At 67.9% G+C, this 23426-nt stretch carries 23 protein-coding genes; 13 read left to right on the top strand and 10 right to left on the bottom strand.

What is annotated here, in order from left to right:
• Positions 1 to 13: 13 nt before the first annotated feature.
• Both moaA and BO226_RS12395 read left to right on the top strand, forming a co-directional pair.
• Positions 14 to 1072 (top strand): GTP 3',8-cyclase MoaA, encoded by a 1059-nt coding sequence (gene moaA, locus BO226_RS12400; protein ID WP_071935377.1) that lies wholly within the window; start codon positions 14 to 16, stop codon positions 1070 to 1072.
• The gene (locus tag BO226_RS12395; protein WP_071935376.1) at positions 1065 to 1343 is read left to right on the top strand and encodes a MoaD/ThiS family protein; all 279 of its coding nucleotides are present in this window, start codon (positions 1065 to 1067) and stop codon (positions 1341 to 1343) included. The genes moaA and BO226_RS12395 overlap by 8 nt, the downstream gene beginning before the upstream one ends.
• Here BO226_RS12395 and nadE read toward each other — a convergent pair.
• Positions 1340 to 2176, bottom strand: a complete 837-nt coding sequence (gene nadE, locus BO226_RS12390; protein ID WP_071936429.1) for an ammonia-dependent NAD(+) synthetase — start codon at positions 2174 to 2176, stop codon at positions 1340 to 1342. The two genes, BO226_RS12395 and nadE, sit on opposite strands and share 4 nt — an antisense overlap.
• A 77-nt stretch (positions 2177 to 2253) precedes the next feature.
• Here nadE and BO226_RS12385 point away from each other — a divergent pair, with 77 nt between their 5' ends.
• Together BO226_RS12385 and BO226_RS12380 are read left to right on the top strand one after the other, a co-directional pair.
• Positions 2254 to 3054, top strand: coding sequence for a fructosamine kinase family protein (locus BO226_RS12385; protein ID WP_071935375.1), 801 nt, complete (start codon positions 2254 to 2256; stop codon positions 3052 to 3054).
• Positions 3051 to 3599 carry a nucleosidase gene (locus tag BO226_RS12380; protein WP_071935374.1) on the top strand — a complete coding sequence of 183 codons (549 nt, stop codon included), beginning with the start codon at positions 3051 to 3053 and terminating at the stop codon, positions 3597 to 3599. The genes BO226_RS12385 and BO226_RS12380 overlap by 4 nt, the downstream gene beginning before the upstream one ends.
• A gap of 21 nt (positions 3600 to 3620) precedes the next feature.
• Here BO226_RS12380 and BO226_RS12375 read toward each other — a convergent pair whose 3' ends face one another.
• From BO226_RS12375 to BO226_RS12365, 3 genes are read right to left on the bottom strand one after another with little or no spacing between them, the layout of a single operon-like run.
• Positions 3621 to 4040 (bottom strand): META domain-containing protein, encoded by a 420-nt coding sequence (locus BO226_RS12375; RefSeq protein WP_232237947.1) that lies wholly within the window; start codon positions 4038 to 4040, stop codon positions 3621 to 3623.
• Between the two features lie 24 nt (positions 4041 to 4064).
• Positions 4065 to 4856 carry an META domain-containing protein gene (locus BO226_RS12370; protein WP_071935373.1) on the bottom strand — a complete coding sequence of 264 codons (792 nt, stop codon included), beginning with the start codon at positions 4854 to 4856 and terminating at the stop codon, positions 4065 to 4067.
• Positions 4857 to 4860: 4 nt separating this feature from the next.
• Positions 4861 to 5505: a TetR/AcrR family transcriptional regulator gene (locus BO226_RS12365; RefSeq protein ID WP_050993422.1), complete on the bottom strand. Its 645-nt coding sequence runs from the start codon at positions 5503 to 5505 to the stop codon at positions 4861 to 4863.
• A 128-nt stretch (positions 5506 to 5633) separates the two neighbouring features.
• Here BO226_RS12365 and BO226_RS12360 point away from each other — a divergent pair, with 128 nt between their 5' ends.
• The 4 genes from BO226_RS12360 (at position 5634) to BO226_RS12345 (ending at position 10125) form a co-directional block, all read left to right on the top strand.
• The gene (locus BO226_RS12360; protein ID WP_071935372.1) at positions 5634 to 6191 is read left to right on the top strand and encodes an NAD(P)H-dependent oxidoreductase; all 558 of its coding nucleotides are present in this window, start codon (positions 5634 to 5636) and stop codon (positions 6189 to 6191) included.
• Between the two features lie 222 nt (positions 6192 to 6413).
• Positions 6414 to 7007: a 2Fe-2S iron-sulfur cluster-binding protein gene (locus tag BO226_RS12355; RefSeq protein ID WP_071935371.1), complete on the top strand. Its 594-nt coding sequence runs from the start codon at positions 6414 to 6416 to the stop codon at positions 7005 to 7007.
• Complete coding sequence (locus tag BO226_RS12350; RefSeq protein ID WP_024101424.1) at positions 7004 to 8005, top strand: FAD binding domain-containing protein; 1002 nt, start codon at positions 7004 to 7006, stop codon at positions 8003 to 8005. The genes BO226_RS12355 and BO226_RS12350 overlap by 4 nt, the downstream gene beginning before the upstream one ends.
• Positions 8002 to 10125, top strand: a complete 2124-nt coding sequence (locus BO226_RS12345; RefSeq protein WP_071935370.1) for a xanthine dehydrogenase family protein molybdopterin-binding subunit — start codon at positions 8002 to 8004, stop codon at positions 10123 to 10125. The genes BO226_RS12350 and BO226_RS12345 overlap by 4 nt, the downstream gene beginning before the upstream one ends.
• Here the strand turns inward: BO226_RS12345 and BO226_RS12340 are convergent.
• Genes BO226_RS12340 through BO226_RS12320 form a run of 5 tightly spaced genes read right to left on the bottom strand, consistent with a single transcriptional unit; the run spans position 10105 to position 15040 of the window.
• Positions 10105 to 10572 (bottom strand): ATP-binding protein, encoded by a 468-nt coding sequence (locus tag BO226_RS12340; RefSeq protein WP_024101422.1) that lies wholly within the window; start codon positions 10570 to 10572, stop codon positions 10105 to 10107. The genes BO226_RS12345 and BO226_RS12340 overlap by 21 nt on opposite strands.
• Positions 10562 to 10897, bottom strand: a complete 336-nt coding sequence (locus BO226_RS12335) for an STAS domain-containing protein (protein WP_024101421.1) — start codon at positions 10895 to 10897, stop codon at positions 10562 to 10564. The genes BO226_RS12340 and BO226_RS12335 overlap by 11 nt, the downstream gene beginning before the upstream one ends.
• Positions 10894 to 12849, bottom strand: coding sequence for a glycosyltransferase (locus tag BO226_RS12330; protein WP_071935369.1), 1956 nt, complete (start codon positions 12847 to 12849; stop codon positions 10894 to 10896). The genes BO226_RS12335 and BO226_RS12330 overlap by 4 nt, the downstream gene beginning before the upstream one ends.
• The gene (locus BO226_RS12325) at positions 12846 to 14084 is read right to left on the bottom strand and encodes a PP2C family protein-serine/threonine phosphatase (RefSeq protein ID WP_024101419.1); all 1239 of its coding nucleotides are present in this window, start codon (positions 14082 to 14084) and stop codon (positions 12846 to 12848) included. Before BO226_RS12325 ends, BO226_RS12330 begins: the two co-directional genes overlap by 4 nt.
• Positions 14081 to 15040: a glycoside hydrolase family 26 protein gene (locus BO226_RS12320; RefSeq protein WP_071935368.1), complete on the bottom strand. Its 960-nt coding sequence runs from the start codon at positions 15038 to 15040 to the stop codon at positions 14081 to 14083. Before BO226_RS12320 ends, BO226_RS12325 begins: the two co-directional genes overlap by 4 nt.
• Positions 15041 to 15433: 393 nt before the next feature.
• On the opposite strand from BO226_RS12320, the gene BO226_RS12315 reads away from it, so the two are divergent.
• The 5 genes from BO226_RS12315 (at position 15434) to BO226_RS12295 (ending at position 22923) form a co-directional block, all read left to right on the top strand.
• A complete protein-coding gene (locus BO226_RS12315) occupies positions 15434 to 15664 on the top strand; it encodes a redoxin NrdH (protein WP_006550390.1) in 231 nt (76 codons plus the stop codon).
• Positions 15665 to 15773: 109 nt separating this feature from the next.
• Positions 15774 to 16226: a class Ib ribonucleoside-diphosphate reductase assembly flavoprotein NrdI gene (nrdI, locus tag BO226_RS12310; RefSeq protein ID WP_006550391.1), complete on the top strand. Its 453-nt coding sequence runs from the start codon at positions 15774 to 15776 to the stop codon at positions 16224 to 16226.
• Positions 16227 to 16309: 83 nt separating this feature from the next.
• Complete coding sequence (gene nrdE, locus BO226_RS12305; RefSeq protein ID WP_019288422.1) at positions 16310 to 18475, top strand: class 1b ribonucleoside-diphosphate reductase subunit alpha; 2166 nt, start codon at positions 16310 to 16312, stop codon at positions 18473 to 18475.
• 51 nt (positions 18476 to 18526) lie between these two features.
• Positions 18527 to 19528 (top strand): class 1b ribonucleoside-diphosphate reductase subunit beta, encoded by a 1002-nt coding sequence (gene nrdF, locus BO226_RS12300; protein ID WP_071935367.1) that lies wholly within the window; start codon positions 18527 to 18529, stop codon positions 19526 to 19528.
• 158 nt (positions 19529 to 19686) lie between these two features.
• Positions 19687 to 22923, top strand: a complete 3237-nt coding sequence (locus BO226_RS12295) for an arabinosyltransferase domain-containing protein (RefSeq protein ID WP_071935365.1) — start codon at positions 19687 to 19689, stop codon at positions 22921 to 22923.
• Here the strand turns inward: BO226_RS12295 and BO226_RS12290 are convergent.
• Positions 22917 to 23390, bottom strand: coding sequence for an NUDIX hydrolase (locus BO226_RS12290; protein ID WP_006550397.1), 474 nt, complete (start codon positions 23388 to 23390; stop codon positions 22917 to 22919). The genes BO226_RS12295 and BO226_RS12290 overlap by 7 nt on opposite strands.
• Between the last annotated feature and the right edge of the window lie 36 nt (positions 23391 to 23426).

Here is a 23426-nt window from a genome sequence, read left to right as displayed (position 1 = left end):
AAGCGATGGTCGTATGACAGCGGTGGACATGGGCATCCCGGTCGTGCGCGATCGCGCAGACGACGCGTCCGATCGGCCCGACGTGCCCGAGCTTCTCGATCGCTTCGGTCGCATCGCCCGCGACCTGCGCGTGTCCCTCACCGAGAAGTGCTCGTTGCGCTGCACCTACTGCATGCCGGCCGAGGGCCTTCCCGAGATTCCGCGCGACCAGCTGCTCGCGAGCGCTGAGATCGTGCGTCTGGTGGGCATCGCGACCGGTCGACTCGGTGTCCACGAGGTGCGCTTCACCGGTGGGGAACCGCTCATGCGCCGCGATCTCGAGGAGATCGTCGCCGGATGCGCGCAGCAGACGCCGGGGCTGCCGATCGCGCTGACCACCAATGCGGTCGGTCTCCGGCACCGTGCGCGGGCGCTGGCGGACGCCGGACTGACTCGGGTGAACATCTCGCTGGACACCATCGACCGCGAGCACTTCGCGCGGCTCACGCGCCGCGATCGGCTCGATTCGGTGCTCGACGGTATCCGCGCCGCGGTGGCCGCCGGACTGGGTCGGGTCAAGGTCAACGCTGTCCTGATGCCGGAAACCCTCGAAGGTGCGGCCGATCTGCTCGCGTGGTGCCTGGACGAGGGCGTGGAACTGCGGTTCATCGAGCAGATGCCCCTCGATGCCGATCAGAACTGGGCCCGTTCGCAGATGGTGCCGGCCGAGCAGTTGCTCGACGTGCTCGGTCGACGGTTCACGCTCACCGCGACCGAACGGGAGGATCCGTCCGCGCCGGCCGAACGCTGGCTCGTAGACGGCGGCCCGGCGACCGTCGGGATCATCGCTTCGGTCACCCGTTCGTTCTGCAGCGACTGCGACCGCACGCGCCTGACGGCCGAGGGAACGGTCCGGTCCTGCCTGTTCAGCGACCGGGAGACCGACCTGCGCGCCGCTCTGCGGGGCGGCGCCACCGACGACGAACTCGCCGCGCTGTGGCGCGGGGCGATGTGGAACAAGTGGGCCGGACACGGCATGGACGCGGCGGACTTCGCGCCGCCGCAGCGGAGCATGGGAGCTATCGGTGGCTGAGGTGACGACGGGGATCGAGGTGCGGTACTTCGCGGCCGCAGCAGATGCGGCCGGACGCGAGAAGGACACGATCGACCTGCCGGAAGGCGCCGATCTCGGCACGCTGCGTGCCGTCCTCGTCGATCGTTACGGCGCCGACATGGAGCGGGTCCTGTCGGTGGCGGCCTTCCTGCTCGAAGCCGGCGACGGCGGCACGGGCGAACTCACCCGGGACCTCGGCCGGACGGCCGGGTCCCGAGTGGACGTCCTGCCGCCCTTCGCGGGTGGTTAATCCTCACGCCACCAGGTGTCGAAGGGCGCCACGGGCATCACGCGCTTGTGCCGCGTGTCGAGGAACTTGGCCTCGAGGCGCTTGGCGAGGTCGTCGGTGACGTCCTTGCCCTCGAGATAGTCGTCGATCTCGCTGTAGGCCATGCCGAGCGCTTCCTCGTCGGGCAGCGCGGGACGGTCGTCCTCGAGATCGGCGGTGGGGATCTTGATCCAGGTGCTCTCGGGTGCGTCGAGTTCGCGCAGCAGCGCCGCACCCTGCCGCTTCGTCAGACCGGCCAGGGGAGTGATGTCGACGCCGCCGTCGCCGTACTTGGTGTAGAAACCGGTCACCGCTTCGGCGGCGTGGTCGGTGCCGACCACGAGGTAGCCGAGTTCTCCGGCGATCGCGTACTGGATCATCATGCGTTCGCGGGCCTTGATGTTGCCGCGCACGAAGTCGCGCAGACGCGTCTCGGTGCCGTACAGCGCGCGAGCCGCTTCCGAAGCCGTCGCGTCGGCGCCGGGCTTCACATCCACACCGAGAGTGCGGTCGGCTCCGATGAACTCCAATGCGACGAGGGCGTCGTGCTCGTCGGCCTGCTTGCCGTAGGGCAGGCGGACCGCGACGAACTCCGCCGTGTGGCCCTCGGCGCGGAGCTTCTCCGCGGCGAGCTGGGCGAGCTTGCCGGCGAGGGTGCTGTCCTGCCCGCCGCTGATGCCGAGCACGAATCCCTTCGCGGGAGTGCTGCGCAGGTAGTCGGCGAGAAACTGTACCCGCGCGTCGATCTCGGCGCGCGGGTCGATGGAGGGTTTCACCCCGAGTTCTTCGATGATCCGATCGCGAAGGTTCGTCATCTTCACGACCCTAGCGTTCCTGTGTTACTGCTGCGATACAACGGAGAAGAGGGTGGGCGAAGAGGGCGGGGCGAAGTGTGCAGTCGGGCAGACTCTTCAGGGTGAGCACCGGAGACGTCTTCCGCAAACACGACCCGCACACCCATCCTGATTTCTTCCGGGCCGAGGCGGCCGGTCTTGCCTGGCTCGCCGAGGCCGGTATGCCGGTGGCGGCGGTGCGGTCGGTGAGCGAGCACCACATCGAACTCGAGCGGATCGCCGAGGCATCCCCGTCCGCCGAGGCCGCACGGGAGTTCGGTGCGGCACTCGCCCGGATGCACGACGTGGGCGCCGCCGGTTTCGGTGCGGCACCCGACGATTACGACGGGCAGCTGTTCATCGGCCGCCGCCCCATGAGCCGCACCGTGCACGACACCTGGGGATCGTTCTACGTCGCAGAGCGGGTGCTGCCCTTCCTGCGCATCGCGGTCGAGGCGGGCAGCGTCACCGGCCGTCAGTGCCACGACATCGAGGCCGCCTGCGATCTCGTCGCCGCCGGAGCCTTCGACGACGAGGATCCGCCCTCGCGCCTGCACGGAGACCTGTGGAACGGCAACGTGCTGTGGTCGCCGCGCGGCGTCGTCCTGATCGATCCGGCCGCGCACGGCGGCCACCGCGAGACGGATCTGGCGATGCTCGCGCTCTTCGGTTGCCCGCACCTGGGCCGGGTCGTCGACGGCTACGAGGCGGCGCATCCGCTGCGTGCCGGATGGGAGCAGCGGGTGCCCGTGCACCAGCTGCATCCACTGGCGGTGCACGCCGCGGGATACGGTGCCGGGTACGGGCGGGAGCTGCACCGGGCGGCACTCGCGACCCTCGAACTCGGAGGCAGTACGTGAACGGGATCCTCGTCGTATCCGCGACCCGCGCCGAGGCGGCGCACGTCCCGGAACGCTACGAGACGGTGATCACCGGGATCGGGAAGGTCGACGCAGCGGTGGCCGTCACCGCGGCGCTCGCGGGGTATCCGGCCGACGCGCGGCCGCTCGTCGTGAACATCGGCACCGCCGGCGCATTGCACACCCACCACTCGGGACTGTTCCTGCCGTCCGCCGCGATCAACCACGACATCAGCAGCGAGATCCTGAAGAGCCTCGGTCATCCCGTGCAGGACGTCGTGCAGATCGACGACGGTGACGGCAGCGTGCTCGCCACCGGTGATTCGTTCGTCTCGGACGCCGAGATCCGCGACGCGCTGTCCGCGCGCGCCGATCTTGTCGACATGGAGGGTTTCGCAGTTGCCTACGCCGCCCGCCGCATGGGCGCGCCGTGCCGACTCGTCAAGCACGTGAGCGACCGGGCCGACGATTCGGCGCTCGACTGGCCGAAGCAGGTCGACCGCAGCGCACAGGAACTCGCCCGCTGGCTCGTCGAGCGTTACTGAACGATTCGCTGTCGAACGATCTCAGCGCCCGTCCGTACGTTCGGTGAGGGTGACGGTCACCGCGCCGGTGGTCAGGGTGAGCACCTCCCCGTCGAGAGTCCACCGGGGTGTGCCCGCGAACAGGGTCCGCACCCACTCGTCGGCGCCGTCGCGCGGAGGAGGACACGCCATCCTCGTGGACGCGAGCGTCCCGGCGCGGATCCTGCCCCCGGACAGGTCGGCGGTGCCGGTGAACCGGTTGCATCCGGCGGACGCCGCGACCCGCTCCCGGGCGGGGAACGACAACTGGAGCGGGCCGCCGCCGGGGATCGACTGCCCCTCGACCTCGGTCGAGACGTAACGGCGGCCGATCGGGTCGGACGGCGACGATCCGAACACTCCGCACCCGGACAGCAGCGCACCCAGTGCGAGGACGACGACCACGCGGACTGCTCCCGGCATGGGTCTCACGGTACCGAGAACGGATCAGCGGGCCGTGAACTCCAGTCCGTCGGTGCCGTTCGGCGCGGTGAGCGTCATCGACGAACCCTCGATGCTGTAGGTGGTCTCACCTGCGAGCACCTCGAGGATATGTGTCTCGATGGTGGTGACCTCGGGGTCGGCACAGGCGGCGCGGGTCATGGTGAGCGGTTCGAACAGGACGACGTCGTCACCGACTTCCGCGGTGCCGTCGAACTCGTTGCACCCCGTGTTGCCGGTGACGGTGCCGTCCTCGGAGAACACGAGCGTCGGCGCAGCGTTCTCCAGTGCCGTCGAGGTGGTCACGGCGTCGGCGGTGCGCAGCGATGTCACGACCCATTCGGTCCCGGTGATCGGCAGGTCGGGGTCGACCACCTTCTCGTCCTGGAGCGAGACCGTGATGTCGTCGCCGGTGAGCGTGAAGGTGTTCCCGTCGAGCGACCAGCGCGGCTCGGCGTCGAACAGCGTGGTGAGCCAGGCATCGGCTCCCTCGCGTTCCGGCAGGCAGGCCATCATCGTGCTCGCCAGGTCCGGCGCCTTCACTCTGCCTTCGGAGAGGTCGACGCCGCCGACGAAGCGGTTGCAGCCGGCAGTCGCCGAGATGCGTCCGTCCTCCGGGAACGCGACGACCATGGGTCCGGCGCCCGGAATCTGCGTGCCGCTCACGCTCGTCGAGACGAAGGTGCGGCCGGTGAGGTCCTCCGCGGAGTTGCCGTCGGCCGAATCCGAATCGGTGCTGCACGCGGCGGCCACCGCTGCCAGGGAGACCAGTGCGAGCACCCGGAATGTGCGAATCATGCCGTTACGGTACGGCGCTCGACCCAGATTTGCGGCTACCTCGACCGGTCACGACACGGTGTGCGAGTTCGGCCCAGTTGTCGGCGAGTCGGCGGAGCGGATGTCCCAGCTCGCGCCACTGGTGGAGCACGAGGGTGGCCTCGAGCGACGCGACCAGCGAGGTCGCCAGCAATCGGGTGTCGCCGGTGACTCCGGCGGCACGCAGCAGTGCGTCGACGTGGGCGAGCGAGACCAGGTGGGCGGGAGCGGTGTAGTGGGAGTCGGTGGCGGATTCGGCCGCGCGGAGCAGTTCGCCCTGCACCTCGACGAGTTCGATGCGTGCACGACCGAAGGCGATGAGCCGGTCCAGGGCCTCGGCGTCGGGGCCGAGCGGTGGCGGGCCGAACAGGAAGCCCTGCTGGAACTCGCGCTCGCTGTGGTCGAGCAGTGCCCGGACGAGCCCGGCGCGGGAGCCGAACCTGCGGAAGACGGTGCCCTTGCCGACCCCGGCCCGCGCCGCGACGGCGTCCATCGTCACGGCATCGACGCCGCGCTCGGCGACGAGCAGGGCGGCGGCGTCGAGCAGACGGGAACGATTGCGCGCTGCGTCGCCCCGTTCGGAGAGTCGTTCGTCCGCCAGGGGGAGAGCCCGGCTGTTCGCCGCAGGCAGCGCCCGACCGTCCGCGTGCGGGAGGGGGCGAGTGTTCACAAGGTCACACTCTAGCGGGGCGGGGAATAAAGCGGACCGCGGTCCGTTTAAAATTGCGTAGTCAACCACTTCGACCCGAGGATGTTCCCATGACCCGAGTTCTCGCCCTCGTCGGCAGCCTGCGTGACGGCTCCGTCTCCCGCCAGCTCGCCGAGACCGCCGCTGCGGTTGCTGCCGAGAACGTCGAGGTGACCCTCTACGAGGGCCTCGCCGACGTTCCCTTCTACAACGAGGATCTCGACGGCGAGGCTGCCCCCGCTGCTGCCGTGGCTCTGCGCGACGCCGCTGCCGAGGTCGATGCCGTGCTGATCGTCACGCCCGAGTACAACGGCACCGTCTCCGCGGTGCTCAAGAACGCCGTCGACTGGCTGTCGCGCCCCTACGGTGCCGGCGCACTGAGCGGCAAGCCCGTCGCCCTCGTCAGCCAGTCGCCCAGCCAGAACGCTGCGAAGTGGGCGCTCGAGGACGCGGTCAAGGTCGTCGGAATCGCCGGCGGCAAGGTCGTCGACGGCGGCTCGCTGTCGGTCGGCGAAACCTTCGGCAAGTTCGGCGGCGAGCACGCCAAGGAGCACGCCGAGACCGCGCAGCAGGTCGCAACGGTCGTCGCCGCACTGGCCGACGCCACCAAGGTGCTCGCCGACGCCTGATCGAGACGTCCGTCGTCCCTGCCGGTACCGCCGGCACCGAGAGCGGCCGGCGGACCGACCGACACCCCCGGTGCCGGAGACCCGCGAGGTCTCCGGCACCGCGTATCCGCAGGGTCCGGCCGAGCCGCGGACGCTCCGCTCGTCGCTCGTCGCATCTCGACGGTTCGATGACGCCTGCAGCGGGAATGCCCCGAACACAGCCCACTGTTCGGAGGTTTGCCCATGACAAGCGGGGACACGAGGACCGATACCGGCCACCGACCCGATCTCGACATAGTTCTCCACGTCGACGGGGTGGAGCGTCGCGTCCCGATCGACGTCCGCACCACCGTGCTCGACGCACTGCGCGACCGCCTCGGGATCACGTCCCCGAAGAAGGGATGCGATCTCGGTCAGTGCGGAGCGTGCACCGTGCTGATCGACGGCCGGCGCACCCTCTCGTGCCTGGCCCTCGCCGCCTCGCACGACGGCGCCGAGATCGTCACCGCCGCCGGACTCGGCGACGGGGAGATGCATCCGCTCCAGGCGCAGTTCATCGAGGACGACGCCTTCCAGTGCGGCTACTGCACCCCCGGCCAGATCTGTTCGGCCGTCGGCATGCTCGACGAGTTCGCCGACGGGGCGCCGAGTCACGTAACGGCCGATCTCGAACAGGCACCCGAACTCGACGTCGACGAGATCCGGGAACGCATGAGCGGCAATCTGTGCCGCTGCGCCGCCTATCCCAACATCGTCTCGGCGATCCGAACCGTCGCCGCCGGTGACAGCCGAATCGGTGCCGGCGACAGCCGCCTCGATACGGAGGAGACGCGATGAGCCCCCTCCGCTACGAGCGACCGGCAGATCCCGCCGCCGCCGTCGCCGTCGTGCACGAGACACCGGGTGCGGTCTTCCTCGCGGGCGGCACGAATCTGGTCGACCACCTCAAACTCGGCGTCGCGACCCCCGATCTCCTCGTCGACGTCTCGCATCTTCCGCTCGACGCCGTGGAGGAGACGGCCGACGGGGGCATCCGGGTGGGCGCCAACGTCCGCAACAGCGACCTCGCGGCGCATCCCTTCGTGCGGCGCAACTACCCGGTGCTGTCGCGCGCACTGCTCGCCGGTGCCTCACCCCAGCTCCGGAACACTGCGACCACCGGCGGCAACCTGCTCCAGCGCACGCGGTGCTCGTACTTCCGGGACGTGAGCACCCCCTGCAACAAGCGCGAACCCGGCAGCGGCTGCTCCGCCATCGGCGGATACACCCGCTACCACGCGATCCTCGGCGCCTCGGAGCACTGCGTGGCCACCCATCCGTCCGACATGGCGGTCGCCCTGCTCGCGCTCGACGCCGAAGTCCTGGTCCTCGGCCCGGACGGCGAGCGCGCCATCGCGGTAGAGGACTTCTACCGACTCCCCGGCGACACACCCGAGCGCGACACCGTGCTCGAACGCGACGACCTCATCGTCGGCGTGCAGATCCCCGCGGCGCAGAGTTCGCTGTCCACCTATCGCAAGGTGCGCGACCGGGCGTCCTACGCCTTCGCGTTGGTCTCCGTAGCGGCCGAGATGACCGTTGCGGACGGGACGATCACCGGGTGCCGCATCGCATTCGGTGGGGTCGCACACCGGCCCTGGCGGGCACACCGCGCGGAGGAAGCACTCCTCGGGCAACAACCCTCCGACGAGGTCTTCGCTGCGGCGGCCGAGGCCGAACTCGCCGACGCGAGTCCCCTCGACGGCAACGCCTACAAGATTCCGCTGCTGCGGCGAACCGTGGTGGCGACCCTGCGCGAACTCGACGAACGACGGGAACGAGGTGGATCCGCATGAGCCCCGAGCCGATCCGAGCAGGTGGACGCTCCACCGCGCGCATCGACGGACCGGCGAAGGTCGCCGGGACGGCACCGTACGCCTACGAGCACCCGGTCGACGATCCCGCCTACCTCGTACCGCTCACCTCCACCATCGCCCGTGGACGCGTCGACCGCATCGACACCGCCGCCGCAGAAGCGGTGCCCGGGGTGCTGAAGGTCCTCACTCCCTGGAACGCCCCACGTCTCACCGAAGAGGCCGAGGGCGAGTACTCCGTCCTGCAGACACCCGACGTGCTGTACCGGGGTCAGATCATCGGCGCGGTCGTCGCGGAGAGCTTCGAGATCGCCCGGGAGGCATGCTCGCTCCTGAAAGTCGAGTACAGCGAGGAACCGCACGACGCGCTCTTCCGCGCCGACCATCCCGACGCGTACACACCCGAGACCGTCAACGGCGGCTACGAACCCGACACCGAGCGAGGCGACGTCGACGCGGCCTTCGCCCGCGCCGAGACGGTGATCGATCAGTGGTACTCCACCCCTGAGGAACACAACAATCCACTCGAACCGCACACCGTGGTCGCGATCTGGCGGAACGACGGCGTGCCGTCGAACAGTGAGACCGACGGATACACCCTGACGCTGTACACCTCGACGCAACATCCGCACGGTGTCGTCGAGACCCTCGCGCCGGTCTTCGGTCTCGACGCGGCCCGGATGCGGGTGGTCTGTCCGTACATCGGTGGGGGATTCGGTTCCAAGGGCGGTCCTCACGCGCACGACGTCCTCGGCGGACTCGCGGCGCGGGCCCTGGCCGGGAAAGCGATCAAGTTCGCGGTCTCCCGACCAGACATGTTCGGTTACGTCGGGTACCGCGCTCCGACCGCCTCGCACATCCGGCTCGCGGCCGACAGTGACGGCAAGCTCACCGGTCTCGTGCACGAGGCGTTCGCCCAGTCGTCCCGGGTCACCGAATTCGTCGAACAGGCGGGGGTGCCGCTGCGCAATCTCTACGACGTCGCCAACGCCCGTACGTCGCATCGCGCGATCACCCTCGACGTGCCGGCGCCATTCTGGATGCGCGCGCCAGGTGAAGCGCCGGGCATGTTCGCCGGCGAGGTCGCGATGGACGAGCTCGCCGCCGAACTCGGGATCGACCCGATCGAACTGCGCATCCGCAACGAACCCGAGTCGGATCCGGATACGGGAAAGCCGTGGTCGTCGCGCCGACTCGTCGAATGCCTCCGCGAAGGAGCGCAGCGATTCGGATGGGATCCGTCCGACCGCGAACCCGGCCGCCGGCGGCAGGGCAACACCCTGATCGGTACCGGCATGGCGGTCGCGACCTATCCCCACATGGTCAATCCCGGCTCGGAAGCCCAGATCCGGCACCTCGGGGAGGGGCGCTACTCCGTCCGTATCGGAGCGACCGACCTCGGTACGGGTGCGTGGACGACCCTGACCCTCATCGCCGCCGACGCACTCGGATGCCGACCGGAGGACGTGGACCTCGAGATCGGCGACAGCGCACTGCCCAACGGCACGGTGGCCGGCGGGTCGTCGGGCACCTCGTCCTGGGGAACCGCGATCGTCACGGCCGCAGAGCAATTCGGCAAACGTTTCGGCGACGACCCGCCGGTGGGTGCCGAACTGTCCGCGTCGGCAGCCGAGAACCGCGAACTCGAGCACTACACCGCGCAGTCCTTCGGTGTGCACTTCGCCGAGGTGCACGTCGACGCCGACACCGGCGAGATCCGGGTGCCCCGGATGTTCGGTCTGTTCTCCGTGGGACGGGTGATCAATCCGCGAACCGCGCGTTCGCAGGTCATCGGCGGGATGTCCTTCGGGATCTCGATGGCGCTCTTCGAGGAGAGCATCCGCGACGCGCGTTTCGGGCACGTCGTCAACCACGATCTGTCCGAATACCACGTGCCGACACACGCCGACATCCGCCGGGTCGAAGCGGATTGGCTCGACGACGAGGACCTGCATGCGACACCCATGGGGTCGCGGGGGATCGGTGAGATCGGGATCGTGGGCAGCGCCGCGGCGGTCGTCAACGCCCTGTGGCACGCGACCGGAGTGCGGGTCCGGAACCTACCGGCCCGCCTCGACGACCTACTGCCCGGACTGCCCTGACGCGTCGGACCGGTGACAGACCAGCAGCCAGCGATTGGTGCCGGCCTGTCGCCGGTACCGCAGCTCGTCGAGCGCGGCGAGGGCAATGGCGAGTCCTCGACCGCGCTCGGCGAGGGCATCCGGGAGTTCGACCGAACGCAGATCCACACGTGCCGGGGCCCCGTCGTCGATGAATACTGCTTCGAGACGATCCGGGTGGAGCTCCAGCGTCAGGGTCACCGAGACAGCTTGTCCCCGGCCGGCGTGCTCGATGATGTTCGCGGCGATCTCCGCGACCGCGATCTCGAACTGCACGCGGTCGGACTCGTCGAGTTCCTCGGCGGCGAACATCTCCGCGACCAGATCCATGATCCGGTCGAGGGTGCCCTCGCTCGTCGGGGCGGACAACTCCCACCGGCAGGGCGCCCCGTCGGACGGCTGCGCGTCGGACGGGGCGTCAGTCGCCATCGAAGGCCGCGTCCGCGGAGTCGTGGGTCGCCAGGACCCGATCGAGGCGGGTCAGCGCGAGCACGCTCTGCACCTGCGCCGTGGGCGAGGCGATCCGCAGGTCGCCGCCGGCCTGCCGCGCCGCCTTCAATCCGGACACGAGTGCGCCGAGCCCGGACGAGTCGATGAACTCGGTCGTGCTGAGGTCGACGACGAGCCGATGGGATCCGTTCTCGACGAGATCGCGCAACTGCTCGCGAAGACGTGGCGCCGCAACCATGTTCAGACGACCGATGGGTTGCACGACGGTACTCGTTCCGACCGTGCGGGTTTCGTAATGGCTCATCGAACTCCTTCGTTCTCGGGTCCACGGTAGCGAGCCGCGCCGATCACCACCGACAGAATCAACAGGTCGAACACGACCCAGACGAGGTTCGCGGTCACGCCGAGAACCGAGATGTCGCCGAGGAACAACCGCACCGCGCCGACGACCGCCGCCACGACCAGCAGTGCCATGACGAGCAGTTGCTGACGGAACAGATACCAGGGGACACCCTCGCCACCCTGGCGCGTCTTCGGGGTGACCGCGAAATCCAGCGGCTTGTCGAAGTACACGTTGAGGAAGGCCGTCCAGCACGCCCTGATCCACACCGGGAACAGCGCGAGGCTGTACTGCTGGCCGCGCCAGGTCGGTGTGCCGCGGCCGACGACGAAGAACAGCAGCTGACTGAGGACCAGGAACGGGACGAGCCGCGCGAAGAAGTCGAGACTGTAGGCCTCCACCGGCAGGATCCCGAAGACGAGGTAGATCATCGGCGCCGCGAAATAGGCGAGGGCCGCGAAACCCGAGAGATAGCTCCACATCGTCGCCCAGTACATGAGGCGCTGCGCGAGGGTCATGCCCTTCTGGACGAGTGGGTTCTCCCGCAGCATCACCTGGATCGTGCCCTGCGCCCACCGGAGCCGCTGCGTGACCATCGTCTTCGGATCCTCCGGAGCCAGTCCGTAGGCGAGGATCTCGTGGTGGTAGACGGACTTCCAGCCCGCGCCGTGCAGACGCATGGAGGTGGCCATGTCCTCGGTCACGGAGATCGTGGCCAACGCGAGCATCGGCTCGGCCTCCTCGGCACGGTCGACGTCGACGGCCCGAATCATCGCGCGGATCGATTCGAGCGCGCCGAGCGGCGACCATTCGCGGTCGGCGAGGCGGTCGAGCACGGTCTCGTCGATGATGAGCGCATCGGTTCCGTGCGCGTCGAGCGCGGCGATCTCCTCGAGATCGGCTCGGATACCACCGAAGTCGGCATCGACGATGCTGCGCGCGGCGGCGTCGACCGCCTGCTGGAAGCGGAAGGTGACGTCGGCGAGCGCCGTTCCGGCCCGCAATTCGCCCCGAGCCGTGCGAACGGCCTGTCGCACCGAATCCAGTGCCGCGGCCACGTCGGGCTGATCGGCGGGAACCTTCCGGCGTGCGCGGTCGACCACCTTGCCCGCGGTGCGCAGGGTGCGTTCCACACCGTCCTCGATGGCCCGGACATAGCCGGAGATGCCGAGTTGCATGAGCGCTTCGCGTCGGAGGATCGCGTTGGACCCGCAGAAGAACGCTGCGTTCCAGCCGTCCTTGCCCTGCTGGATCGGGCCGTAGAACAAGGGGGCCTGGCTGCCGAGCGGGTCGGACTCGGGAACGTTGGTGAAGTACTGCGGTGTCTGGACCAGGGCGGTGCGGTCGTCGGTGAAGTATCCGAGTGTGCGATCGAGGATCTCGGGTTCGGGCACCTGGTCGGCATCGAGGATGAGCAGGAACTCGCCGTCCGAATGCAGCAGCGCGTTGATCAGGTTGCCCGCCTTGGCATGGCGCGGCTTGTTCGTCCAGCTCGCCGCCCGCGTCATGTAGTCGACGCCGAGTTCGGCGGCGGCTGCGGCGAGTTCGGGCCGGGATCCGTCGTCGAGGATCCACGTCCGGTGCGGATAGCGGATCCGCTTCGCTGCCGCGGCGGTGCGCAGCACCAGGTCGACGGGTTCGTTGTAGGTGGTGATGAAGACGTCGACCGTCAGCTCCTCCGGCGCTGCGGGTGGTTCGGACCGTCTCCTCAGCCGCCACATCGTCAATGCGAAGAGCAGCGAGTCGATCAGGCTGTACGTCTCGGCCAGCACCAGCGGAACCGCGATCCACCAGGCATCCCAGTTCACCGAGAACAGCCAGCGCCAGACGATGTAGTTCAGGCCGACGACGACCGTGAGGACGATGAGGACACGCAGGAACGGGGACGGGTAGCCCTCCTTCGTGACGGCCTTCACGACATTTCGTTCCGTCGTATCGCGACGACCGTGACGTCGTCGAGCGGAGGTTCGTTCACCGTCAGGGCACGTGCTGCGGCCACCAGCGCCTCCGGGGTCGGATGGCCGGCGACGAAACGGCACAGTGCCGCCGGGTCGCTGTTCTCGTCGAGCAGGTCGAGCAGTCCGTCCGAGCAGACCACCAGCATGTCGCCGGGAGCGAGGTGCGCGGTCTCCGATGTCCATGTGGTGGCGGGGAACACTCCGAGCGGGGGACCGTCGCCCTCGAGGGGTTCGACCCCGCCGTCCGCGCGACGGATCGCCGCGAGTCCGTGCCCCGCATCGGCGTGGTCGACGTCTCCCGTGGAGAACTCGATCGCAGCGACGAAGGAGGTGGCGAACGTTCCCGTGTGCTCGAAGTCGTCGGCGAGGTGCTCGGCGCCGAGGGTCAGCGCCATCCCGGTGTCGAGGACGCCGACCGGACGACGTCCGAAGCGCTCGAGCACCCGGCCGGCACCGCGCAACGAGGAACGCACGCCCGACGCCAGGATCGCCGCGCCGAGGCCCTTTCCCATCACGTCGGCGACGGAGATCACGACGCCCTCACGGAGCCGGTAGTGGTCGTAGAAGTCGCCACCCACCACGAAGGCGGGCAGGCAGACGGTGGCGATCTCGTAGCCCGGAAGGTCGGATAGCGGCCGGGGGAGGAGCTGCTTCTGGATCTCGGCGGCGCGGTCGAATTCGTCGGACCGGTCGAGTTCGCGCTGGGTCCATTCGGCCAGCTCCGCGAAGGTGTCGAGCTGATCCGGGTCGAGGTTCCTCTCCTCGGTGTCGTAGATGCAGAAGGTGCCCACGGGATGACCGGCCGGACCGAACAGGGGGTAACCCGCGTAGAACCGGATCCCACCCTCACCACCGATACCGGGGATGTCCATGAAGGCGGGATCGGTTGAGGCGTCGGGAAGGACGAGTGCGGGGTCGTCCGGCCGCTCGTACGCGCGCGCGATGGTGGTGCGGCACACCGTCCTCTCGCGAGGAACTTCGGAGAGTTCGAGTCCGAGGATCGACTTGAACCATTGCCGGTCGTGGTCCATCAGCGACACCGACGCCATGGGGACGCCGAACACGCGGCAAGCCATGCGGGTGATCTTGTCGAAGCGCTCCTCGTGAGGGGTGTCGAGCAGCTCGAGTCGCTCGACGTCGCGCATGCGCTCGTCCTCGAGATGGTCGGGGAGCAGCGACGCCTCGGATGTCATCGTGCGGTGTGTCTCCTGTGCAGAGCGTCGTCCAGGGCCGCCGCGCACTCGGCCGTGCTGGTCAGGCGCCAGTCGGTTTCCTTGTTGTGATGGAACCACACGAACGTCGTCACCGCGGGGTGACTGTCCAAGTAACCCACCAGATCCCGGATCCAGTCCGGCTTCGACCCACCGGCCTCCGCGCTCGCGACCTCGGTGACCGCGACGGGACGACCCGGGGCGATCCGGCCGAGCTCGTCGAAGGTCGGTCCGAACAGATCTTCGGGGGACTGCCAGCGACTCCACGGCCGGGTGGTGCCCCAGTTGTAACCGTCGACCCCGACGACGTCGACGTGGTCGTCACCGGGATACAGGGGTGCGATGGGACTGCTGCCCTCGTGCGGGACGTTGACCGTCCAGATCCAGCGCACGTTGTCGGCCCCCTTGGAAGCGAACAGTTCGTGCACGTGTCGCCACGCCGCGACGTAGGTCTCCGGTGGGGTGCCGCCGGCGGGACCCCAGGGATACCAGTCCCCGTTCGGCTCGTGTGCGAAGCGCAGGTACACCGTCCCGCCCCAGCCGGTGAGTTCGTCCGCCCACCGGTAGAGATGGTCGTCGTGGATCCCGGCGGCGATGTCGGCCATCGTGATCGACGTCCGGTCGTACGTCCCGTCGCCACGCTGCAGCCACGGTTCCCACGTGACGATCGGGTCGGCTCCCGAGGCGCGCACGATGTCGAGGGCCCCGACGGGTGGTGGGGAGAGGAAGTCGACGAACCACAGCACCGCGCCGGGTGCGGTGCCGACCGCCTCGGTGACCGCGCGGTACTCGTCGACGGCCACCGGGCCGCCCGGGGTGCTGATGCCGAAGCGGGGACACGCGGTGCTCGTCTCGTCGAGCGGGGCGGAGATCGGTTCGCACTCACGGCGCGAGTCGCAGGCGGCGCACAGGGACAGTGCCAGCAGTGCGGCGAGCATCGCGCGAACCGGGTGCACGAGGAGTCATTCTTCCCGCCCGGAGCTCCCCGCGCAGGCCCTTCGGAGGGTGTTCTCGCGGTGACCTCGCGAAGTTGTCGGTGGTGCCCGCCACACTGTGCTCGAGGTCTCTCTCGGACGCGCTGCGGCGACACGCCGGGACACGCCCGAAACGCCGTGGAGGGAGGGGCGCGACCTGGGAGTATCACCTTTGTAAGTCACAACATCCTGGGTTCTGTGTATCCGACGGACACAAGGTGTAGTGTCTAGACCGCTGGAGGGCCACAAGTGCCGACGATCTCTCGGGGAAGCGGGATCGGACGGATGAGTGGGCTTCCGGGTAACGCACAGCAGTCAGTCGTCAGGCCGCCCACGGCCGTCGGAAAAGGGGCATTCATGAACATCACCGTCTATACCAAGCCTGCCTGCGTCCAGTGCACCGCCACCTACCGCGCCCTCGACAAGGCCGGCATCGAGTACGACGTCGTCGACATCAGTGAGAACCCCGAGGCCCGCGACTACGTCATGGCGCTGGGATACCTCCAGGCGCCCGTCGTCGTCGCCGGCGACGACCACTGGTCGGGCTTCCGCCCCGATCGCATCAAGGCGCTTACCGTCGCTGCCTGAGCCTGGGCCGCGTTCGCCGCGGCCCGATCGTCGTCGTCTCCGGGCGGACGTGTTCTTCCGTGTCCGCCCGGGCCGGTCTTCGCAATCGAATGAAGAGTGGTGACTACCGATGGCTTCGCTGGGGTCGATCCCGGGAACATCGCTGGTGTACTTCTCGAGTACATCCGAGAACACCCACCGATTCGTGCAGAAACTCGGGATTCCGGCCAGCCGTATCCCATTGCACGATCGTGAGGGGAATTTCGAGGTCCACGATCCGTACGTGCTGATCGTGCCGACCTACGGTGGCGGGACGACCGCCACGGGCCGTGATACCCGCTACGTTCCCAGGCAGGTCATCCGATTCCTCAACAACGAGCACAATCGGGGCCTGATCCGCGGTGTCATCGCGGCGGGTAACACCAACTTCGGCGACTCGTACTGTTTCGCGGGAGACATCGTCTCGCGCAAGTGCAAGGTGCCGTATCTGTACCGGTTCGAGTTGATGGGCACGACCGACGACGTCGAGCGTGTCCGCGACGGTCTCGCCCGATTCTGGGAGTCCGTTCTCCAGAACGCCTGAGCCACATCCGTATCCGTATTCGACGCGCGTCGCGGACGTGACTGCGCGGCCGTTTCCTAACTCCGACAAGTGGGGACAGCACTGTGACCATTACCGATCCCGCTCCCGCCACGAGCGCACACCTCGACGATTCGCTCAAGGATCTCGACTACCACGCGCTCAACGCGATGTTGAATCTGTACGGCCCCAACGGCGAGATCCAGTTCGACAAGGATGTGGCCGCCGCCCGTCAGTACTTCCTGCAGCACGTCAACCAGAACACGGTCTTTTTCCACAACCTCGACGAGAAGCTCGACTACCTCGTCGAGGAGAACTACTACGAGCCCGAGGTGCTCGAGAAGTATTCGCGCGCATTCGTCAAATCGCTGTTCGAGCACGCATATTCGAAGAAGTTCCGGTTCCCGACCTTCCTCGGTGCGTTCAAGTACTACACCTCGTACACGCTCAAGACGTTCGACGGCAAGCGCTACCTCGAGCGTTTCGAGGACCGTGTGTGCATGGTCGCGCTGACGCTCGCCGACGGCGACGAGATCCTCGCCCGGCACCTCGTCGACGAGATCATCTCGGGTCGTTTCCAGCCGGCCACCCCGACCTTCCTCAACTCGGGCAAGAAGCAGCGCGGCGAGCCCGTTTCGTGCTTCCTCCTTCGCATCGAGGACAACATGGAGTCGATCGGCCGCTCCATCAACTCCGCACTGCAGCTGTCCAAGCGCGGTGGCGGTGTCGCCTTGCTGCTCAGCAACATTCGTGAGCACGGCGCTCCGATCAAGAAGATCGAGAACCAGTCCTCCGGCGTCATCCCGATCATGAAGCTGCTCGAGGACTCCTTCTCCTACGCCAACCAGCTCGGTGCCCGTCAGGGTGCCGGTGCGGTCTACCTGCACGCGCACCACCCCGACATCTACCGCTTCCTCGACACCAAGCGTGAGAACGCCGACGAGAAGATCCGCATCAAGACCCTCTCGCTGGGCGTCGTCATCCCCGACATCACCTTCGAGCTGGCGAAGAAGAACGAGGACATGTACCTGTTCTCGCCGTACGACGTCGAGCGCGTCTACGGCAAGCCCTTCGCCGACATCGACGTCACCGAGAAGTACTACGAGATGGTCGACGACAAGCGCATCCGCAAGTCGAAGATCAAGGCGCGCGAGTTCTTCCAGACCGTCGCCGAGCTGCAGTTCGAGTCGGGCTACCCCTACGTCATGTTCGAGGACACGGTGAACCGGGCCAACCCGATCGCCGGCAAGATCACGCACTCGAACCTGTGCTCGGAGATCCTGCAGGTCTCGACTCCCTCGGAGTTCAACGACGACCTGTCCTACAGTCATGTGGGCAAGGACATCTCGTGCAACCTCGGCTCGCTGAACATCGCGAAGACGATGGACTCGCCCGACTTCGCGCAGACCATCGAGGTCGCCATCCGCGGCCTGACGGCCGTCTCCGACCAGACGACGATCTCGTCGGTGCCGTCGATCGAGCGGGGCAACAACGAATCCCACGCCATCGGCCTCGGCCAGATGAACCTGCACGGCTTCCTCGCCCGCGAGCACATCTTCTACGGGTCCGAAGAAGGCGTCGACTTCACGAACATCTACTTCTACACCGTGCTGTTCCACGCCCTGCGTGCGTCGAACAAGATCGCGATCGAGCGCGGCTCGTACTTCAAGGGCTTCCCGGAGTCGAAGTACGCCTCGGGTGAGTTCTTCGACAAGTACACCGATCAGGTGTGGGAGCCGGCCACCGAGCGGGTCCGTCAGCTGTTCGCCGAGTCGGACATCGCGATCCCCACGCAGCAGGACTGGCGCGAGCTGAAGGAGTCCGTGCAGAAGCACGGCATCTACAACCAGAACCTGCAGGCGGTTCCGCCCACCGGTTCGATCTCGTACATCAACCACTCGACGAGCTCGATCCACCCGGTCGCGTCGAAGATCGAGATCCGCAAGGAGGGCAAGATCGGGCGTGTCTACTACCCGGCGCCCTACATGACGAACGAGAATCTCGAGTACTTCCAGGATGCCTACGAGATCGGCTACGAGAAGATCATCGACACCTACGCTGCTGCGACGCAGCACGTCGACCAGGGGCTGTCGCTGACGCTGTTCTTCAAGGACACCGTCACCACCCGCGACGTGAACAAGGCGCAGATCTACGCGTGGCGCAAGGGAATCAAGACCCTGTACTACATCCGCCTGCGGCAGATGGCGCTCGAGGGCACCGAGGTGGAGGGTTGCGTCTCCTGCATGTTGTGACCCTGCTCCACGACAGTCTTTGCATCAGCACACAATTCAGGTAGGTAACCGATGACTGCAGCAGCACACTCGCCGGCCGACGGCGTGCGCGTCAAACTCATCGATCGCGTCTCCGCGATCAACTGGAACCGCGTCCCCGACGACAAGGACGCCGAGGTCTGGGATCGCCTCACCGGCAACTTCTGGCTCCCGGAGAAGGTGCCGGTCTCCAACGACATCCAGTCGTGGGGCACGCTCACCGAGTACGAGCAGGAACTGACGATGCGGGTCTTCACGGGCCTGACGCTGCTCGACACCATCCAGGGCACGGTCGGCGCGGTCTCGCTCATCCCCGATGCGGTGACCCCGCACGAGGAAGCGGTGCTGACGAACATCGCGTTCATGGAGTCGGTGCATGCGAAGAGCTACTCGCAGATCTTCTCGACGCTGTGCTCGAGCCGCCAGATCGACGACGCCTTCCGCTGGTCGGAGGAGAACGAGCACTTGCAGCGCAAGGCGCAGATCATCCTCGACTACTACAAGGGCGACGACCCGCTCAAGCGCAAGGCCGCCTCGACGCTGCTCGAGTCGTTCCTGTTCTACTCGGGCTTCTACCTGCCGATGTACTGGTCGTCGCGGGCCAAGCTCACCAACACCGCCGACATGATCCGCCTGATCATTCGCGACGAGGCCGTCCACGGCTACTACATCGGCTACAAGTACCAGCGCGGGCTCGAGACGATCACGCAGGCCGAGCGCGACGAGCTCAAGGACTGGGTCTTCGAACTGCTCTTCGAGCTGTACGACAACGAGACCCACTACACGGCCGCCCTCTACGACCAGGTCGGGCTCACCGAGGACGTCAAGAAGTTCCTGCGCTACAACGCGAACAAGGCGCTGATGAACCTCGGCTACGAGGCGCTGTTCCCGAAGGACGAGACGGACGTCAACCCGGCCATCCTGTCGGCGTTGTCGCCGAACGCCGACGAGAACCACGACTTCTTCTCGGGCTCCGGCAGCTCCTACGTGATCGGCAAGGCCGTCGTCACAGAAGACGACGACTGGGACTTCTGACGTAGACGTTCTCTGTCACCGGCCCGAACGCATCGATCCCGTACACCGGCGCAGCAGCGCCCGTGTGCGGGATCGCGTGCTTTTCGCGGTCCGGCCCGTCCCCGATAGCATCGCTCCTCGTGACCGAGACAAGAGAAGCGTCGGGCTCGCCTCGGCCGGTGACAATCGAACGCGCGCCGTCGGGCGTGCGGGCAGTCGAGCAGCGGACCCGTCTGTGGGCGGTGCTCGCCGCCGTCGTGGGGATCGTCGCATCCATCGCGATGCCGTTCCTGCCCGTGACGCAGACCACTGCGACCATCGACTGGCCGCAGAGCGAGAGCAACGCAGGCATCTCGGCGCCGTTGGTGTCCTACGCACCGGTCGATCTCGACGCCACGATCGAGTGCCGGTCCGTGCGCGACGCGCTGCCGGACGGCGGCACCGTCTTCTCCACACTTCCCGCAGGAGCTCCCGACCGTGAACGCTACGGGCTGATCGCCCGTGTCCGGCCGGCCGGTGACGACGGGCCGGCGGTGTTCGAGGTGATCTCCCGCAACACACTGCTCGCCTCCGCGCCGGTGGACGACCTGGCCGGGGACTGCTCGGTCACCCTGTCCTCGAACTCGGAACGTACCGTCGCCACGATCACCGGCTCGGCCGCGGCGTCAGGGGAGCGGACCTTCGACCGAGACCTGCGGCCCCAGCTCGTCGGCATCTTCACCGACCTGCCCGGTCCCGCACTCGACGGTGTCTCGGTCACCGCGACCGTCGACACCCGCTTCACGACGTCTCCGACGGTGCTGAAGATCGTCGCGATGATCGTCGCGGTGGTGGCCACGGCACTGGCGTTGTGGACGCTGGCCCGGCTCGACCGTGCCGACGGTCGTCGCCACCGCCGCCTGTTGCCGGCGTCGTGGTGGTCGTTCACCCGTATCGACGCGTTGGTCGTCGGAACGTTGCTCGTCTGGCACGTCATCGGGGCGAACACCGCCGACGACGGTTACCAGCTCGGAATGGCCCGCGCGGCGGGCGAGGCCGGGTACATGGCGAACTACTTCCGGTGGTTCGGTGTGCCCGAGGCACCCTTCGGCACTCCCTTCTACGACGTCCTCGCCCTGATGACCCAGGTCTCGACGGCGAGCATCTGGATGCGGCTACCGGCACTGACCGCCGGAATCCTGTGCTGGTGGGTGCTCAGCCGCGAGGTCGCTCCACGTCTCGGCGTCGCACTGCGTCGCAACCGGCTTCCGCTGTGGACCGGGGCGCTGGTGTTCCTGGCGTTCTGGCTGCCGCTCAACAACGGACTGCGCCCGGAACCGATCGTCGCGACGGGCGTCGTGCTCACCTGGTGCTCGGTCGAACGCGCGATCGCCACCCGGCGTCTGCTGCCCGCGGCGGCCGCGATCCTCGTCGCCGCGCTCACCGTGACCGCGGGACCGTCGGGCATCATCTGTTTCGCTGCGCTGATCGCCGGTGCCCGCCCGATCGCCCGCATCCTCCATCGGCGTGCACAGACCCTGGGATGGCTGCCGGTACTTACGCCGATGCTCGCGGCCGGACTGGTGATCCTGGTGCCGGTCTTCGCCGACCAGACCCTCGCGGCGGTGCTGGAGATGCAGCACGTGCACGGCGTCGGTCCGAACGTGCCGTGGTTCCAGGAGTATCTGCGCTACCAGTACCTGCTGCAGATCACCGTGGACGGCTCGCTGGCCCGCAGGTTCGCGGTCTTCACCCTGGTGTTGTGCCTGGCGGTGGCGATCGTGGCGATGCTGCGCCGCGGTGGGCACATCCCCGGCACCGCGCAGGGACCGTCCCGCCGCATCGTCGGCATCACCCTCGGCGCGCTGGTGCTGATGATGTTCGCGCCCACCAAGTGGACCCACCACTTCGGTATCTACGCCGGTCTGGCCGCCGCGGTGGCGATGCTCGCCGCCGTGGCCACCGGACCCGCGGTGTTGCGTTCGCGACGCAACCGCGCCCTGTTCGCCGCGGCGGTGTCGTTCGTGGTGACCATGTCGTTCATCGGCCCCAACGGCTGGTGGTACGTCTCGAGCTACGGGGTCCCGTGGTGGGACAAGCCGCCGTCGGTCGCCGGATTCGGTTTCTCCACCGTCTTCTTCGCCGTGACGGTCGTCGCGTTGCTGCTGGTCGCGTGGTGGCACATCCACCCCGTCGCCTCCACCCGCACCGACACCCCGTCGCGGTTGTGGGCGGTGCCGCCGTTGACCGTCGCCGCCGCGGCGATGGTGCTGTTCGAGGTGCTGTCACTGGCCAAGGGCGCGATCTCGCAGTACCCGGGCTATTCGGTGGCACGGTCCAACGTCGACACGCTCACCGGCAACTCGTGTGCGCTCGCGAACGACGTGCTGCTCGAAACGGATCCGAACGCCTCGGTGCTCACCCCCATCGGCGCCGACGCGGCCTCCGCTCTCGATGCCGGGGGAGGGGACGGGTTCACGCCGGGTGGTGTCGCGCTCGATCTGACCCCGGACGACGACTCGGCCTCGGCCGGCACCGCCAACACCGTCGACACGAACGACGACCAGAGCTCGACCGGCGGTACCGGTGGCACCGGCGGCGGTACCGGCAGAGTCGGAATCAACGGCAGCACCGTCGCATTGCCGTTCGGCCTCGATCCGGTGACCACACCGGTGCTGGGCAGCCACGGATCGTCCCTCGGCGACGTCACGAGCGCCTGGTTCCGGCTGCCCGAGCCCGACGCGACCGGATCGCGTGGGGATCTCGTCACGATCGCCGCGGCCGGCCGGATCTTCTCCGTCGACGCCGACGGCACCGAAACCTACGGTCAGCGACTCGAACTCGAATACGGAACCACCGCTGCCGACGGCAGCGTGACCGCGCTGGGACGGGCGTTGCCGATCGACATCGGTCCGTCGCCCTCGTGGAGGAATCTGCGTGTGCCGATGGACACGCTGCCGGCCGAGGTCGACGCGGTGCGGATCGTCGCCTCCGACAACGATCTCGCGCCCGAACAGTGGCTGGCGTTCACCCCGCCGCGCGTGCCGCAGACACAGACTTTGCAGCAGGTCGTCGGGAGCGACACACCGGTCCTGCTGGACTGGGCTGTCGGTCTCAATTTCCCGTGCCAGCGGCAGATGGTGCACCGCAACGGCATCGCCGAGATCCCCGAGTACCGGATCCTGCCGGACCGGATCGGTGCTATCTCCACGGATCTGTGGCAGGACCACAACGGTGGCGGTCCTCTCGGCTGGACCGACCAGCTGTTGCGGGCCCGCACGATCCCGTCGTATCTCGATCACGACTGGGACCGCGACTGGGGAGCGATCGAGCAGTACACACCGATCGATCCGTCGACGGAGACCGCGGAACTCGACACCGCCACGGTCACGCGCAGCGGTCTGTGGAGTCCGGGTCCGATCAACACTGCCTACTGACGGAACCAAGCCTCCGCACGCCCGGCGAGCGCCTTCCCGAGCCGCAGACGCGACGTCTCGGTGAGTGGCTCGGGGAGGTCGTCGGGCGCGAACCACGCCACCTCGAGGTTCTCGTCGTCGGCGACGCGTGCGTCCCCGCCGGTCGCGCGGAGTAGGAAGCACACGTCGAGGTACTGCGCGACGTCGCCGTTGGGATAGGTGATGGGTGCGGTGACGTCGACGCTCGTCAGCCGCACGATCTCGGCGGCGACACCCGTCTCCTCGAGCACCTCCCGGACTGCGGCGACAGCCGGTTCCTCGCCGGGTTCGAGGATGCCGGACACCACGGCCCACATGCCGTTGTCGGCGCGGCGGGTGAGCAGGACGCGGTCGTCGCCGTCCGTGACGATCGCGCTCACCCCCGGCAGCCACAGGGGAGCGGTTCCTACGTGTGAGCGGAGCTGGACGACGAAATCGGGTATCGGCACGCCCTCGTTTCTATACCGGCAGGCGTGCTGCCGCCG

This window comes from Rhodococcus sp. 2G, from assembly GCF_001886355.1.
Lineage (GTDB): Bacteria > Actinomycetota > Actinomycetes > Mycobacteriales > Mycobacteriaceae > Rhodococcus > Rhodococcus pyridinivorans.
Note: the sequence above shows the minus strand (reverse complement) of the source record. Positions and strands in the feature narration are given on the sequence as shown.